This window comes from Phycisphaerae bacterium, from assembly GCA_017999985.1.
Lineage (GTDB): Bacteria > Planctomycetota > Phycisphaerae > UBA1845 > Fen-1342 > JAGNKU01.
Genome location: JAGNKU010000003.1, coordinates 356,137 through 371,138 on the forward strand (window position 1 = coordinate 356,137; position 15,002 = coordinate 371,138).

Annotated in this window: 13 protein-coding genes; 7 read left to right on the top strand and 6 right to left on the bottom strand. The window is 67.5% G+C overall.

Going from position 1 to position 15,002, the window contains the following annotated elements; translation table 11 throughout:
- Positions 1 to 85: 85 nt before the first annotated feature.
- Entirely contained in the window at positions 86 to 1,585 is a 1,500-nt protein-coding gene (locus tag KA383_06540; GenBank protein ID MBP7745775.1) for a potassium/proton antiporter, read from the bottom strand.
- A gap of 389 nt (positions 1,586 to 1,974) precedes the next feature.
- Here KA383_06540 and KA383_06545 point away from each other — a divergent pair, with 389 nt between their 5' ends.
- From KA383_06545 to KA383_06560, 4 genes are all read left to right on the top strand, one after another.
- Entirely contained in the window at positions 1,975 to 2,325 is a 351-nt protein-coding gene (locus KA383_06545) for an HPF/RaiA family ribosome-associated protein (protein MBP7745776.1), read from the top strand.
- Positions 2,326 to 2,408: 83 nt separating this feature from the next.
- A complete protein-coding gene (gene rnk, locus KA383_06550; GenBank protein ID MBP7745777.1) occupies positions 2,409 to 2,825 on the top strand; it encodes a nucleoside diphosphate kinase regulator in 417 nt (138 codons plus the stop codon).
- A gap of 34 nt (positions 2,826 to 2,859) precedes the next feature.
- Positions 2,860 to 3,219: a hypothetical protein gene (locus KA383_06555; GenBank protein ID MBP7745778.1), complete on the top strand. Its 360-nt coding sequence runs from the start codon at positions 2,860 to 2,862 to the stop codon at positions 3,217 to 3,219.
- 244 nt (positions 3,220 to 3,463) lie between these two features.
- Positions 3,464 to 4,549: a histidinol-phosphatase gene (locus KA383_06560; protein MBP7745779.1), complete on the top strand. Its 1,086-nt coding sequence runs from the start codon at positions 3,464 to 3,466 to the stop codon at positions 4,547 to 4,549.
- Between the two features lie 49 nt (positions 4,550 to 4,598).
- Here KA383_06560 and rtcA read toward each other — a convergent pair whose 3' ends face one another.
- Positions 4,599 to 5,618, bottom strand: a complete 1,020-nt coding sequence (rtcA, locus tag KA383_06565; GenBank protein MBP7745780.1) for an RNA 3'-terminal phosphate cyclase — start codon at positions 5,616 to 5,618, stop codon at positions 4,599 to 4,601.
- Between the two features lie 130 nt (positions 5,619 to 5,748).
- Positions 5,749 to 6,405, bottom strand: a complete 657-nt coding sequence (locus tag KA383_06570) for an isoprenylcysteine carboxylmethyltransferase family protein (protein MBP7745781.1) — start codon at positions 6,403 to 6,405, stop codon at positions 5,749 to 5,751.
- A gap of 199 nt (positions 6,406 to 6,604) precedes the next feature.
- Here KA383_06570 and KA383_06575 point away from each other — a divergent pair, with 199 nt between their 5' ends.
- The 3 genes from KA383_06575 to KA383_06585 all read left to right on the top strand — a co-directional run bounded on the left by KA383_06575 (position 6,605) and on the right by KA383_06585 (position 12,109).
- Complete coding sequence (locus KA383_06575) at positions 6,605 to 8,908, top strand: VWA domain-containing protein (GenBank protein ID MBP7745782.1); 2,304 nt, start codon at positions 6,605 to 6,607, stop codon at positions 8,906 to 8,908.
- Between the two features lie 50 nt (positions 8,909 to 8,958).
- On the top strand, positions 8,959 to 9,225 hold the full coding sequence (locus tag KA383_06580) for a hypothetical protein (protein MBP7745783.1): 267 nt from the start codon (positions 8,959 to 8,961) through the stop codon (positions 9,223 to 9,225).
- A 121-nt stretch (positions 9,226 to 9,346) separates the two neighbouring features.
- Positions 9,347 to 12,109, top strand: coding sequence for a hypothetical protein (locus tag KA383_06585; protein ID MBP7745784.1), 2,763 nt, complete (start codon positions 9,347 to 9,349; stop codon positions 12,107 to 12,109).
- Between the two features lie 34 nt (positions 12,110 to 12,143).
- On the opposite strand, the gene KA383_06590 is transcribed toward KA383_06585, so the two are convergent.
- From KA383_06590 to KA383_06600, 3 genes are all read right to left on the bottom strand, one after another.
- Entirely contained in the window at positions 12,144 to 12,611 is a 468-nt protein-coding gene (locus KA383_06590) for a PTS sugar transporter subunit IIA (protein MBP7745785.1), read from the bottom strand.
- A 77-nt stretch (positions 12,612 to 12,688) separates the two neighbouring features.
- Positions 12,689 to 13,399: a PTS sugar transporter subunit IIA gene (locus KA383_06595; protein MBP7745786.1), complete on the bottom strand. Its 711-nt coding sequence runs from the start codon at positions 13,397 to 13,399 to the stop codon at positions 12,689 to 12,691.
- A gap of 436 nt (positions 13,400 to 13,835) precedes the next feature.
- A complete protein-coding gene (locus tag KA383_06600; protein MBP7745787.1) occupies positions 13,836 to 14,396 on the bottom strand; it encodes a hypothetical protein in 561 nt (186 codons plus the stop codon).
- Between the last annotated feature and the right edge of the window lie 606 nt (positions 14,397 to 15,002).

Sequence of the window (15,002 nt, forward strand, 5' to 3'; positions counted from 1 at the left end):
AGGTGCTGATGGTCCAGCCAGTCCACGTCGGCAGTTCAGTTCGCTCCTGGCGGATGGGCAACCCCATTCATTGTGTGCAGCGAATTCAGCGTTCTCGCCCCGGCTGCGGGGTGCCCCCCTCCACCGTGTCCTCCAGCGGGCGTCCGAACAGGAGCTCCATGTACGCACGGTCCTCCGGCCGGCAGAACACGTAGACGTGGTCCTGCGACTGCAGCCGCGTGTCGCCGCGCGGCGCAATCAGCTCGTCGCCGCGCACCAGCAATACGGCCGACGCCCCCGGCGGGAAAACGACCTCCGCCAGCCGCGCGCCGCAAACCGCGAGCACGTCGGTGATGAAAAACGACAAGAGCTCGCCCCGTAACAGGCGGGTCGAGTTGATCTCCAGCACAGCGGCGGGCCGGGGCGTCTCCGGCACCTGCAGACCGAGCTTCCGCGTGAGCCAGCGAATCCCGGCCCCGGGGATGAGCGCATTGATGACCACGAAAAAGAACACGATGTTGAAGACGTTGAGTGCCTCCGGCACCCCGCTCAGCAGGGGAAACACGGCCAGGATGATCGGCACAGCGCCCCGCAGCCCCACACACCCGAGATACACGGTCTCTTTCGCCGGAAAGCGCAACGGCAGTACACACAGCGCCACAATCAGGGGCCGGATCACGAACGTCAAGCCGAACGCCAAAGCAAGGCCGGTTCCGGCGACGGGCCAAATCTGCGACGGAAACACCAACAGCCCCAGCATCAGGAACATCGCGATCTGACTCAGCCAGCCCAGCGCGTGATGAACGTGGTACAAGCCAGCGCGGTACGGCAGCGGCCCGTTGCCCAGAACGATTGCGCCCACGTACACCGCGAGAAAGCCGCTCCCCTGCGCCAGCGTCGCCAGGCCGAACTCGAGGAAGGCGGCGGCGATCGTCAGCACCGGCAGGAACCCGGATGCCGGCAACCGGGCGCGCAACAGCACCCGCCGGGTCAACCAGCCGACGGCGAGGCCCACCAGCAGTCCGATGCCCAGTTGCAGCGGCACATGCAGCACCACGGACCACAAGTGCAGGGGGCCCCCCATGATCCAATCCGTGACTATCGTCGTGAGGATCACCGCCATCGGGTCGTTCGCGCCCGACTCCACCTCCAGGGTCGTGGCCACGCGCGGGGCCAGGTTCAGACGCCCGCCCCGCAATACCGCGAACACGGTGGCCACGTCCGTCGACGAGACGATGGCGCCCAGCAGCGCCGCCGCGGGCCAGGCCAGCCCGAACAAGTAACCGCCGCCGGCGACCAGCGCGGCGGTCCCGACCACGCCGACCGTTGCCAGAATGCCCGCCGGCACGAAGCTGCGGCGGACAGCGTCCACGCTGGTGCACAGCCCGCCGTCGAGCAGGATCAGCACCAGCGCCGCCGTGCCCATGCGAAAGGCAAACCGGTAATCCTCGAACGCGATACCGCCGAGGCCCTCCGAGCCCGCCAGCATTCCAAGCACCAGAAACAGCAGCACCACCGGAATGCCCAGCCGCTCCAGCGCTCGGCTGAACAGCGCGCTGAACGCCAGCAGCACGCCGAAGGCGCCCAGCAGCAACGCGGTGTGCATGAACTCCGATTCTGGCAAGTCTCACCTCGCCAAGGGTTCTTTCGTGGCCCGCGGGGCGCGGGCCGGCGCGACCAAGTTAGCACCGGCCCGCCCGTCTGGAAACCGCGCCGGGCCTGCCGCGGTCACGCCCGCCGTGGCCGTGAATATGAACACGTCGATTAAACCGAATGATTAATGCGATATTATCTGTGTTGTTAACAATGGCGAAAGTGCCTATAGATCAGCAGCGGCGGCGGCGCCGGCGGGAACCAGCCGCCGGCGCACGCGAGCCGTTGTCGCCGGCCCGCCCGCGAGTCAGCGTCGACGCCGCGGTCGCCCTCCGGGGCTTCTTCCGGCGCGCTCGCTGCGGCGGGCCGGCCCGCGCCCCACTGTGCAGAAGGGAGCCGACCATGCGGATCGAGATCACCGCGCAGAACATGGTACTGACCGACGCGCTGCGTGAACTGGTGCACACGCGCCTGCACTACGCCTTGGGCCGCCTGGCCCGCCGGATCGCGGCGCTGCAGGTCAGCTTCGAGGACGTACACGGCCCGCGCGGCGGCGTCGACGTGGAATGTCGCATCCAGGTACGGCTGCGGCCCGGCGGCGCGGTCAATGTGTCGGCCACCCGCGTCCACCCGGGCGCGGCCCTCGGTGAGGCGGCGCAGCGCGCCGCGCGGTGCGTCAAATCCCGCCTGCGGCGGCGCTGGATGCTGCGCCGCCGCCCACAGGCGGCACTCACCGGTGGTTCCGCCGTGTAGGGTGCGTTTGGAAATCTGCAGCGGCTTGCGTTGGCGGCGCTGATCAGGGCGCGCCGCGCGGGGCCGCATACCGGAGCAGTGACATGGCGAAACGGACGATCTTCATCACGCAACAGGATGCACGACGGCTGCGGGAATGGCTGTGCATCGCGGAAAAACGGTACGAGAAGGACCGGGAGAATCTGGAGTTGCTGCGCCGCGAACTGCGGCAGGCCCAGGTGGTCGAGCCGGACGAGGTCCCCCCGGATGTCGTCACCATGCACTCCCAGGTGCGCCTCGCCGACCCGCGGACGGAGCATGAGAGCTGCTGCACCCTCGTGTTTCCCGAGGACGCTGTGGCCAACCACAATCGCATCTCGGTCCTCGCCCCGCTCGGCGCAGCCATCCTGGGTTGCCGGGCCGGCGACGTCATCCGGTTTCAGGTGCCCGGCGGCCGGCGCACCATCCGAATCCTGGAAGTGCCTTACCAGCCCGAGGCGGCTGGACACTTCCACCTGTGAGCATGCGCGGGCCGCGGCCTGCGGGAGGCTGGTCATGAAGGTCATCATTGCCACGCAGGAACCGCACCTCCGGGCTCCGGTCGCCGCGCGCTTCGAGACCGCGCCGTACTACCTGGCAGTGGACACCCTCGCCGGCCGCGCGACGGTGTTTCCGCATCCCGTGCAGTACCAGATGGCCTGCTCGCCCGCGGCACTGGTCCAGCGGTTGCGGACGTTCGCGCCGGCGACGGTCGTCGCGGGGAGTTTCACCGCCGAGGCCCATGACGCCGCCGCAACCCTGCGAATTGCCCTGCACGTGGCGCGCGGTCGCGCCGGGGATGTCGTGGATTGTTGCGTCGGCGCCGGCGTGCCGGGGCTGATGAGCCGATACCCGCCAGCCCAGCATGCGGGCTGACGCGGCCCGGAACAGTCCGCACGCGCGTCCAGCGGCCCGCGGAGCACACTCCGCGTCTGCCCTCCATCGCTGCCGCCCATCGTCGTGAGACGCATGTTACAGCGGGATAGACGTTGCTTGACGTGCCATCGTTGCGCAACTAAGGTCGCGCTAGTTGCGCGCGGTGTGCGTAGCGCGCCAATGGTTCTCACGGAGCTGTGAAGCCGGGGCCCGGCGAGCTGGGCTCCGACGTAGGGAGTGTGCCATGCCGTTGTGCCGAAAGTCACTCGTAGCAATGCTGGTCCTGACCTGTGGCGTCGGTGCCCTGGTGGCGGACGAGCGGCGTGAAATCCGCTTCCCGGACATACCCGGGTACGTGACGCTGAAGTGCGACTTCCATACGCATACGGTGTTCTCCGACGGAAACGTGTGGCCGACCGTACGCGTCAACGAGGCCTGGCGCGAGGGCCTCGACGTACTGGCCATCTCGGACCACATCGAATACCGCCCGCACAAGCAGGACGTCAGCGACAATCTCAACCGCTCGTATGAATTGATGGCGGAACGCGCCCGGCAGCAGGGCCTCCTCCTCATCCGCGGCGCCGAGATCACGCACGACACGCCGCCGGGTCACTTCAACGCCATCTTCCTCTCCGACATCACGCCCCTGAACACAACCGATTTCTATGCGCAGTTCGAGCAGGCCGCCCAGCAGAAGGCGTTCATCTTCTGGAACCACCCCGGCTGGCAGGGCGTAGAGCGCGGCCGCTGGGGCGAGGAACAGACCCGGCTCTACGAGAAGGGTTGGCTCAAGGGAATCGAAATCTGCAACGAGTTTGACTACTATCGCGAGGCCCACGAGTACGCGCTGGAGAAGAACCTGACGTTGCTGGGTAACTCCGACATCCACGACCCGTCGCCTACCACGCCGTGGACGCCCGAGCAGCACCGCACGCTCACGCTCGTGTTCGCCCAGGAACGCTCGCTCGATGCGGTTCAGGCTGCCCTGGTGGACCGACGCACCGCCGTCTGGTGTCAGAACCGTCTCTACGGCCGTGAGCCGGAAGTGGCCGCGCTCTTCGCCGCGTCCGTCCGCGTTCATGCCCCGCACCATCGTGCCGGCGACGATGTCTGGCTCCGGATCGACAACGCCTGCGAACTCGATCTGGAGCTGGAGCGGAGCGGCAGCGTCGGACCGCAGCGCCTGCGCCTGCCCGCCCGCGCGAGCATCAACGTTCGGCTGCGCAGCACGACGTCCGCCCCTGTGGAGGGCCTGGCCTACAAGGTCACCAACATGTGGATCGGCCCCGATCAGCCGCTGCCCGTGCAACTGTCCATCCCGCGGCCATGAGCACTGGCCGGCGTTTGCTCGGCCCGCCGGATCGCGTGTGCTCAGTCGGCTACTGCTTCACCCGCACAACGATTCCCGCGCCCTCGTCCCGCCCGAGGTCGAACCCGGAGTCCAGAAATGCTTCGATGACCCGCACGTTCGTCTCGGCGTGACGCGATAGTCCCGCCGTTCGAAAAGCGCCTCCGCCCGCCAGCACGAACGGCAGCAGAAGCTGATCCGTCAGGTACTCGCCGACCGGCACGTCGTCTGCGAGATACCGGTGGGTTTGCTGGGCGACGCGGTCGGCAACCGCCTCGGCGGGGCGGCCCCGCTCGCCGAAGCCAGTGAAAACCTCTGTCACGTGCGCCGACCGTATCTCGACCACGACCACGTTGCCCGGCCCCCGTGAGTCCGCGACTTCCTCGACGATGAGGTGCTCGTCGCCGATGCCGAGCGTTTGCCCGATCAGTGTCAGCTCGCGCTCGGCGATGTGGCGGGGGAGCCGCGCAACCCTCGCCGTGGCGCTGACGCGCTGCGTTTCCCCACGCGTGAGCAATTCCAGCGGCCGCAAGGCGGTGCTTGGCGTGACCGTCACTTGAAAGGCGCCGCCACCCGCGGGGTAGAAACCTGGGCGCAGCAGCGTGGCCTGCACACGCGGCCCCATGCGCTCGATGAGCGGCAGGAACGCGCTGGTCAGGAAGTCGAACGGCGGGGCCCACGGATTGTGCGTGCCGCCCTCGAGATGTAGCGTGGATGGCCCCGCCGCGCACAGCAGCGCCGGCAGAACCGCCTGGAGCACGAGCGTGGCGCTGCCGGCCGTCCCGACCGCGAAGTGATACTCGCCCGGACGCACGCCACCGGGGACGAACGTCAGCTCCGACGCACCGAGTTTGCCGCCCACCACATCGGCCTGACCGATGGCGGCCGCGGCCTGCAGCGCGGTGAGATGCTGGCGCAGCAGTCCTGGCTGCTTGCGGCCGGCACGGATCCGCTGGATCTTGAAGGGCTTGCCCGTCGCCAATGCCAGGGCGAGCGCCGAGCGCAGGATCTGCCCGCCGCCCTCGCCCTGTGAACCGTCGATCGTGATCAGCCTGTCAGCCATTCGAAACCCTTGCCTCGCTGCACACGCGCCAGATTGTGCCGGCCGTCGCGGCTACGCGCTGCGACCGCGTCGCGCGCTTGCGCCGCGCGCTCGGTTCGCCTCGGCGAACTGCCGCCCTCTACCACAACCCGGGCACCAGGCGGCAACGCACGCGCCGGCCGTACTCAACGTACCCGTCCAGGTGCGCATGCAGAAAGCGGTCTTCAATGAGCAGGCGGCGCAGCAGGCACGCGGCCGCCGCACACCCGGGTAGCAACGCCCACCACGATCCCAGCGCCGGGCCAGTCGCGAGGATCACGAGCAGAGACCCCGCGTAGCCTGGATGCCGGACGTACGCATACGGACCGGACGTGATGAGCTGGTGACCGCGGTCCGTTTGAATCCGGACGACCGGCGAGTAAAAGCGATTCACCGCCATGGCCCAGATGGACAGACCATAAGCCGCCGCCACGGCTGCCAGGGCGAGGAGCTGGACCCACGGCGGCACGCACGACCACTGGAACCGGCCGGCATCCAGGCCCGCGACGACGAGCAGGGCGGCGAAAATCGGCAGGATGAAGAAGCGCAGCTGCCGATCTGTGCCGCCGGGGCCGGGTTGGCGGCGTTCCTGCATCAGCCCGCGGTCGATCACCGACAGCGCGAGGAGCCACGCCGCGATCACCACCCCAAAGAACGCCCAGAAGAACGGCAGGTCAAGCCGACCGGCACTGCCGAAAAGCAGCGCGGCGGTCACACCGAGGAACAGGACGACACGAACGAGCAGCCCCAGAGACACCCGCGCAGCATAGCGCCCGCCCCCCGGTCGTCAAGGGCGGGTATCGGCAGCCGTCTTCGCCATCGCGTCCGCATACCCGGTCACGGCAGCCCGCTCTCAGCCACGCGGGCGGCCTCGGTCCGCAAACGCGTGGAACTTTCCGGTGGCCCCAGGCGTCCAACTGTGCAGAATGACGAACGGCCAATTGAAAGGACTTCCCATGCACCGGTTTTGCGCCTGCCTCTGTGCCCTCGCGTGGCTGATCACCGGCCTCACCGACGCGACCGCCCGCGCGGACGGCTTCATCGTGATTCACGATCCGCCGCCAGTCCTGCCGCCGCACCCGCACCCGTATCCGCCACGTCCGCCGCACTACCGCTTTGCCCCACTCGAGGTGAAGTACCATCACGTGACCGCCCGGATCACTGACCAGTTGGCGGTGACCGAAATTGACCAGGTGTTCTACAACCCGAACCACCAGCAACTCGAGGGCACGTACCTGTTCCCCATCCCCGTCGGCGCGCAGATCGACCGGTTCTCCATGGACATCAACGGCCGTGAGGTCGAGGCCGAGCTGCTGGACGCTGACAAGGCCCGGCAGATTTACGAGGACATCGTTCGTAAGGCGCGCGACCCGGCCCTGCTCGAATACGCCGGTCAGGGCCTGTTCAAAGTGCGCATCTTCCCCATCGAGCCGCGCAGCGAAAAACGCATCCAGCTCAAGTACACGCAGCTCCTGCGCAGCGACAGCGGCATGGTGCAGTACCTTTATCCGCTCAACACCGAGAAATTCTCCGCCGCCCCGTTGCAGAGCGTCTCGATCAAGGTGGAGCTGGACTGCCAGCAGCCGATCAAGTCGCTCTACTCGCCCAGCCACGCGGTCGAGATCCAGCGCCACGGCGACCGGCGGGCGGTCGTCGGCTTCGAAGCGCGCGACACGAAACCCGACACGGACTTTCAGCTCTTCTTCGCGGCCGAAAACGCCGCCGACGTCGGCCTCAGCCTGCTCACGTTCCACGACGGCCATGACGCCGACGGCGGTTACTTCCTGTTGCTCGTGTCGCCGTCCAGGCAAATGGCCGCCGAGCAAGTGGTCGCCAAGGACGTGGTCTTCGTGGTGGACACCTCCGGCTCCATGGCCGACCGCAACAAGCTCGAGCAGGCCAGGAAGGCACTGCGCTTCTGCCTGCAGAACCTGAACGACCGCGACCGCTTCGAGATCGTCCGCTTTGCCACCGAGACGCAGCCGCTGTTCGAGCAGCTTGTCCCGGTGAACGCGACGAACTTGGCCCGGGCCGAGGAGTTCGTCCAAAAGCTCAGGCCGATCGGCGGCACTGCGATCGAGGAGGCCCTGCTCAAAGCGCTGCAGCCTGCCAGTACTTCCGGCGAGCGCGACCGGCCGTACTTCGTGGTCTTCCTCACCGATGGCCAACCGACCGTGGGCAACACCAACGTCGACCAGATTCTTGCCACGGTCGGCAAGGCCGTCGGCGACCGCTCCATCCGCATTTTCTGCTTTGGCATCGGCACCGATGTCAACACGCACCTGCTTGACCAGGTCGCCCAGACGACGCGCGCCGTCAGCCAGTACGTCCTGCCGGACGAGGACATCGAGCTCAAGGTCTCGAGCTTCTACACCAAGATCAGCCAGCCGGTCCTGGCCAACTTGAAGCTGACGGTCGGCGGAGACCTCCGGCTGGCAAAGTTGTACCCCACGGACCTGCCCGACCTGTTCCAGGGCGAGCAGCTCGTGGTGCTCGGCCGCTACACCGGGGCCGGCGATACGGCCCTCACGCTCGCTGGCTCGGTCAACGGTCAACCGCGTTCATTCAGCTACGACGCCCGGTTCGCGCGGCAGTCGACCGAGCACAGCTTCATCCCGCGCCTGTGGGCCACGCGCCGGGTCGGCTTCCTGCTGGACCAGATTCGCCTCCACGGCGAAAACAAGGAGCTCCGCGACGAGGCCGCCGCGCTCGCGCGCCAGTATGGCATCGTCACGCCATATACCGCCTATCTGATCGTCGAGGATGAGGCCCGTCGCGACGTCCCGACGTCGGTCCGTACGCTGCAGCTCATCGACCGCGATGAGACCATCCGCGCGCGGGCCGGCCGGATGTACGAGGAAGTAAACAAGGTCGCGAGCGGCGACGCGGCGGTGGGCGGCGCGCAGGCCCTCGACGCGCTGAAGGGGGCCGAGACGCCCGCCGCGGCCCCTGCGATGGCCAACTTCCACGTCCTCCAGGGTCAAACGGGCGCTGTCGCGGCTGAGGGCGCGCGGGTCCAGCAGGCGCTCCAGGCCCAGCAGACACGGTTCATCCGCGGCCGGACCTTCTATCAGAACGGTACGCTCTGGGTCGATGCCCAGGTGCAGAGCCGCTCGAACGTCCAGCCCGTGCAGGTGAAGTTCAACTCCGACGAGTATTTCGCGTTGCTGCACAAGCACCCCGACGCCGCCCAATGGCTGTCCGTCGGCACGCACGTGCAACTGGTCCTGAACGACACGGTGTACGAGATCGTCGAGTAGCGGGCGGCACACGCGCCGCGCATCACACCGCAGTTTGAAAGGGACATCCCATGAACCGTCACGCGCTGCTCCGCGCACGCGTAGTCGTAGTCGCGCTGCTCGCGCTTCCGGGCACCGGCCTGCAGGCTCAGCAATCCGCGGCCGCGCTCGGGTCACAATCCGCCGCGGCACGCACCATCGAGGTCTGCTTCGTGCTCGACACAACGGGCTCGATGACCGGCCTGATTGAGGGCGCCAAGGCGAAGATCTGGTCGATCGCCAACCAACTGATCGCGGCCCGGCCCACGCCGCGGCTCAAGCTTGCCCTGATCGCCTAACGCTGGTTCGGTGTGCGGCGTTGCCATTTCCCAATCCGCCGCCCGTTGTCGTGGCCCGGGCGCGCGGGTACACATACGCGCACTGTCACCGATCCGGCGCCCGCGTCCTGGAGGACCGGCCATGAGAACCACGCTCCGCGCGTTCCTCACCGTGCTGTTGATGCTTGCCTGGCCTTTGACCATAGCCGCCGCTCAGCCAGGCAACGCTCTCGTGGACGAGTCGTTCGACGGCCCCGCGCTCGCTCCGGCGTGGACCGTCGACAAGTCCGCGGGTAACGCGATCGAGTTACGCGACGGCGATGTCGAAATCCGCGCCGCCGAGAACACCTACGCGCACCTGCAGCGTCCCCTGACGCACGATCACATCCGCGCGAGCTGCGTTCTCCAGCCCGGCAACGGCATCAGTTGGTGCACGTCCCTCTTCCTGTACTGGCAGCCCGCCGATTGGTGCCAGATCGGTGTCATCCCCCGCGGCGACGGGCGGTACTACGTGTGCGTCACCACCCGGGGCCAGCGTCACGAGCGCGACCTGACACGCTGTCGCTTCGCCGCCTGGCACCACGTGGGGATCGAGCTCGGCGAGGATTGCCTGCGTTTTGTCACCAGTTCCGACGGCACGACGTGGAAAACCGAGCTGTTCCTGCCGCGCCCGCCGGAACTCATGGGCCCACCCACCCTGCTCATCGTCGGCAAGGGCTTTGGCGTCGACGCCGACACACCGGATCTGAACGGCGACTACGGCGACCGTGGCCCGGAAGCGGTCTCACGCATCCGCCGCGTCCGTGTGGAGCCGCTGCCTACCGAACGCCTCAGGATCACGGATGCCGAACGCCGCGCGCGCGAGTTGTCCGACGCCGATCCCCTGGGCACGGCCATTCTCGAACGCCCCGGCGATCCCGACTACGACACTGTCGCCGCCCAGCTCCCGCCCCTCAACAAGCCCCGCGAGGCGGTCGGCGTGAAGGACCACCCCTACGAGATCGGCGTCGAGTACGACGGCACCGTCCAACTGGCCGAACCGGGCGATGGGTGGGAGCAGAAAGGCCCCACGGCGTATTTCGAGCTGGGCACGCCGCCAGCACGCTTCGGGACCACTGCCGTGCGCAAACGCCTGCTGCACGGCTACCTGCCGATCGTCATCACCGAGTGGGAGCACGATGGCCTGTCGTATGAGCAAACCGTGCTCGGCTGGTCGGAGCAGCAGAGCCCGGATCGCGACCTGTGGGCCTGCGTGCAGCTCCGGGCGTCCAACCCCGGCACCGCGGCGCGCCGCGTCGACGTCGCGCTGCACATCCGTCCCGAGTCGCCGGACTTTCCGCCGCTGCACCGCACGCTCGATCTTCCACCCGGCGGATCGGCCACACTGTGTTTCGAGGTCCCCTCGCCGCTCGCGGGTCGTCACCGCGCGGAAATCGCGCCGGCTGAGTTCGCGCAGCGTCGTTCTGAAGTCACCGACACGTGGACCGATCTGCTCAATAGCGCGATGTCCGTTGACGTGCCCGAGCCGCGCGTCAACGACGCCTACCGGGCTTGGCTCGCGTACAACTACCTCAACGTGGACAAGACGGACGGCCGCTTCGAGCCGCACGACGGCGCCGGTTTCTACGAGGCCGTCTTCGGCTACAGCGCCGCGCTCTACTGCCACGCCCTCGACCTCTGGGCCCGCCACGACGACGCCCGCCGCTACCTGGAATCGATGCTCACGCTTCTCAAGCCGGACGGACTGTTCTATGTGAACTATGGCCTGCCCGATCACGGCGCGCTGCTCTTCGCGCTCGCCGAGCACTACCGCTTCACCCGCGACGCCGACTGGCTACGCCGCGTCGCGCCGCAGATGCAGCGCATGACGGCCTGGCTGCTCGACCAGCGGCAGAAGGCCCTCGCCGAACACGACCAGCGCGGCCCGGTGACCCGCGGCCTCATCAAGTTCGCTCCCTACGCCGACTATCAAAACCCCACCTTCAGCTACTACGGCGACGTCTACAGTTGCCTCGGCCTGCTCCACGCCGCCGACGTCTTCAAACAAGTGGGCCTGGCGGACGACGCCAGCCGGTTGGCCGCCGCTGCGGATGCTTATCGCCGCGACATCATGGCCTCGATGGACGCCGCCCAGTTTGAGCGCGACGGCGCCACGCTCATGCCACTGGAGCCCGACACCCGCCGACACCTCATCCAGTACCAGTACAAGTGCAAGGGCTACTACGGCCTGGTCGCGTCCATGCTGCTGGAGGCGGAACTCTTGCCGGCGGCCGACCCCCGGGCACTGCTCTATGTTCGCGGCCTTGAGCGCCGCGGCGGGCTGATCATCGGCATGTGCGAGTTCGACGACGGGATCGACCACGCCTACACGTATGGTTACTGGCTCAACTGCCTGCGCCGCGACGACATCGACCGGGTCCTGCTGGGCTTCTACGGCACCCTGGCCTACGGCATGGGCCGCGACACCTACTGCGGCGTCGAAGTCACGCAGCTTATGACCGGCGAGCCGACGCCGACGACGCCCCACTTGTACTCGGGCACGCAGCAGCTCCGCCTCCTGCGCATGATGCTGCTGCATGAAGAGGGCGACGAGCTGGTCATCGGCCGCGCGATCCCGCGCGCCTGGCTGGCACCCGGCAAGCGCGTTGTCGTCCGCAACGCGCCTACCACGTTCGGCCCCGTGTCATTCACGCTTGAGTCGCCGGCGGATAGCAACGTCATCCGCGTGCACTTGGAGCCGCCCACACGCACCACGCCGCGCGCGATTCGCCTGGTTGTGCGGCATCCGCGCGGGCAACCGATTGCATCGGCCCGGCTGAACGGCGAAGGGGTCACCGGCTTCCGTGGCGAAACCCTCGTCCTGCCGCCGCCCACCGCGCCGGCGCACATCGAGTTGTCGTATTAAACCCCCCGGTGGGTAGGACCGGCGCCCGCCCGGATCAGGCCTCTTCGACCGTCGCCACCAGGGCCTCGCGCGTGCTGGCCGTGAGCAGGAACCGCCGGCTCTGCTTGTTCTCGAAGAAGGCGAGCAGACCCGTCAGCACGGCGGCGTATTCCGGCGACGTGTCTTCCGGTGCCAGCACGAGCGCGAACAACTGCACCGGCTTGCCGTCCAGCGCGGCGAAGTTCACCCCCTTCATCGAACGTGCGATGCCGAACGCGATGCGCGGTACGGCCGCGTGCTTGATGTGGGGCAGCGCGAACCCCCGTCCCAACGCCGAGCTGCCGCGGCGCTCCCGCGCGCTCACCTGCCGCGCGATCTCGCCGGCCGTGGCCTCGTCGAGCTGGAGCGGCCCCGCCATCGCCGCGACCATCTCCGCGACGACCGCGTCACTGCGCTCCGCCTGCAGCTCGGGGATCAGCGCCTCGTTCACAAAGTAATCGCGCAATCGAATCGGCGTGTTCACGTTTCACTCCGCATGCGCCCTGGTACGTCCCGTCGGACCCGCGTGCACGTGCGGACCGGGCCTGGCAGCCGTCCTGGTCATTCGCTCTCCGTCGCGGGTGATGCCGGTGCCGGTTCCACGAAAGACGCCTCGACGCGCCGCGCCTCGCGGAAGACCTCCTCGCGGCAGGCTTCGCGGCGCAGGGCGTCCTTGAAAGCGGTGTCGCGCAGCGCAAACGCGAGCTGCGACATCGCGTGCAAATGCGCGCGAATGGTCGGGCTGATTAGCGTGAACAGGGTCCGCACGGGCTGCCCGTCCAGCGCGCCGAAGTCGACCGGCCGCTCCAGAAAACACAGCGTGATCGTCGGGCGTGGCACGTGCAGCACGATCGGATTGCGGACGTGCGGAATCGCGATCCCGTCGCCGATCGCCGTTGACCCCAGCATCTCGCGCGCCACCAGCACCCGCAGCAGAAACGCCCGGTCCACCTCGTCCGGCAGGCGCATCACGCCCACGACGGCCCGCAACGCCGTTTCGCGGTCGTGGCCCTCGACGCGGTAGAACACGCCGCCCGCTTCCAGCGCCTCGACCAGTCCCGGACAGGCGGTGTAGCTGCTCTCCGGCTCTTCGAGGATGTCCACCGAGACTCGGATGCGGCGGGACGTGGCCCACTCCAGCAGCTCGGCGCGATTGAAGCGGTATTGGCCGTTGATCAGGTAGGCTGGGACGGTGCGCTGGTTGATCCAGCGGTACACGGTCTTCTCAGAGACCGCGAGCAACTTGGCAGCGTCGCGCACCGTCAACCGCATGCGTCACCCACACGCCCAACCGCAACGGGTACTGCACATTGATAGACATGTTACCGATCGTGTCCAATGATGTCAATCCGCCAACATACTTTTGTGAAGCCCGGGCCGGAACGCCGGGCTTTCTGGAGCTGACATGTTCTATGGGCCATCTGAAAAGTCGGATAACCCGGACTCCCGCGCACGAGAAAAAAGCGACTGGCCTACAGTACGCTTTGTCAGGCGTGTGCAATTATTTACTGGCGGTGACGATACAGGTCAGCTCTGCTACTGAGTTGTCGGCTGTCGGCGCAAGCAGGCGAGGGCAAGCGACCCCAAGGTGCCCCGCGTGGCCGGCGGTCGCTGCCGACCCCGAATCGGACTTCGGGTGCGGCGTGGCGCCGGCTGAGCCGCGGTCGGCGCTAATCTCGGGCGGCTTGGTGTCCGCGTGTCTTGGTGGTTAGGTCTTTTGCTCCTTCGCATTGGCCTTCGGCGCAATCAGCGATCGCCAGTGATGCACGAGGGTCACGACACCCCAGACGGTCGTGATGGCGTACACGCCGGCCGCTCCGGCAACCCAGTACCAGCCGGGGTCCGACGGTCTCAGCAGCGCCTCGGAGACCAGCCGGTCGAGCGCGAAGACGACTGCAAGAAAGTAGTACAGGAAGAACAGCACCACGAAGCACGACGAGAAGTGCTTGTCGACCAGCCGCAGCTCGGCGTGCTGCGCGAGCCACGCTTCCCAGGTGGGGCTGAACCCGACCTCTGGCTCGATGTATTCGCGGATGTACCGTCCGGCGCGGATCATGTGGTTTTGCTCCGCCAGGTACAGGATGACCAGCACGAGAACGAAGAACGGCAGCGTCAGCCACATGTAGGTGGTTGAGCTGAGCAGGAAATAGCCGAGCGCGGGCATGCCGAGCAGCCCGATGATGATGATCCAGAAGATTCGCGTCTGCTGGCCCTCGATCTCGCGGCGCAGCGTGGCGAATTGGTGATTCAGGTAATCCTCGCGGGTCATGACGCGCCTCCGTGACGATCTGCCGAACGCGTGCCCGCGGCGCCGGGGGCTTCCGCCACCGCGTGCGAACCGCACCCGTCGCCCCGTGGGCCTCGCATCCGCGCCGCCATTGTCCGCGCGCCGGCGAAGGACGCAAGGGTGCGGCGGAAGGCAGGGGGAGGAGGGGTGGACAGGGAACAGGGAACAGGGAACAGGGAACAGGAAACAGGGAACAGGAAACAGAACGGCGACGAAGCTACGAAGCCACCGAGGGGGGAAGCGACGAAGGCGAGCAATCCGAGCCCGAAGCGCGAGCGAGGGCGTCGCGCGGCGCGTTCAGAATCAGAGCCCCGAGCGCGAGCGAGGGGGTGCGTGCAGCGCGCCGGAATCCGAGCCCAAAGCGCAAGGGAGGGTCCGCGCGCGCGTCCGCCAACCGAGCCGCGAACGGCAGTGAAGACACGTTCCGGGCGCCGTCGGACGTCAACCGGAAATCGGTACGATGTCCCAATTCTGTTCGGCACGGCAATTGCTTACGGGGTGTAGCGCGTCATGTGTCGCGACGGACGGGGCTCGGTTTTTAGGGGTGGAGTACGTTCGAAGGTGGGCGACGATCTCAGCGCAGCGTGA

What these genes read in the sequence shown, in the direction of transcription:
- KA383_06540 (MBP7745775.1), bottom strand. Translation starts at nt 1,585, where the DNA reads ATGCACACCGCGTTGCTGCTGGGCGCCTTCGGCGTGCTGCTGGCGTTC.
- KA383_06545 (MBP7745776.1), top strand. Translation starts at nt 1,975, where the DNA reads ATGCGGATCGAGATCACCGCGCAGAACATGGTACTGACCGACGCGCTG.
- rnk (MBP7745777.1), top strand. Translation starts at nt 2,409, where the DNA reads ATGGCGAAACGGACGATCTTCATCACGCAACAGGATGCACGACGGCTG.
- KA383_06555 (MBP7745778.1), top strand. Translation starts at nt 2,860, where the DNA reads ATGAAGGTCATCATTGCCACGCAGGAACCGCACCTCCGGGCTCCGGTC.
- KA383_06560 (MBP7745779.1), top strand. Translation starts at nt 3,464, where the DNA reads ATGCCGTTGTGCCGAAAGTCACTCGTAGCAATGCTGGTCCTGACCTGT.
- KA383_06575 (MBP7745782.1), top strand. Translation starts at nt 6,605, where the DNA reads ATGCACCGGTTTTGCGCCTGCCTCTGTGCCCTCGCGTGGCTGATCACC.
- KA383_06580 (MBP7745783.1), top strand. Translation starts at nt 8,959, where the DNA reads ATGAACCGTCACGCGCTGCTCCGCGCACGCGTAGTCGTAGTCGCGCTG.
- KA383_06585 (MBP7745784.1), top strand. Translation starts at nt 9,347, where the DNA reads ATGAGAACCACGCTCCGCGCGTTCCTCACCGTGCTGTTGATGCTTGCC.
- KA383_06595 (MBP7745786.1), bottom strand. Translation starts at nt 13,399, where the DNA reads ATGCGGTTGACGGTGCGCGACGCTGCCAAGTTGCTCGCGGTCTCTGAG.
- KA383_06600 (MBP7745787.1), bottom strand. Translation starts at nt 14,396, where the DNA reads ATGACCCGCGAGGATTACCTGAATCACCAATTCGCCACGCTGCGCCGC.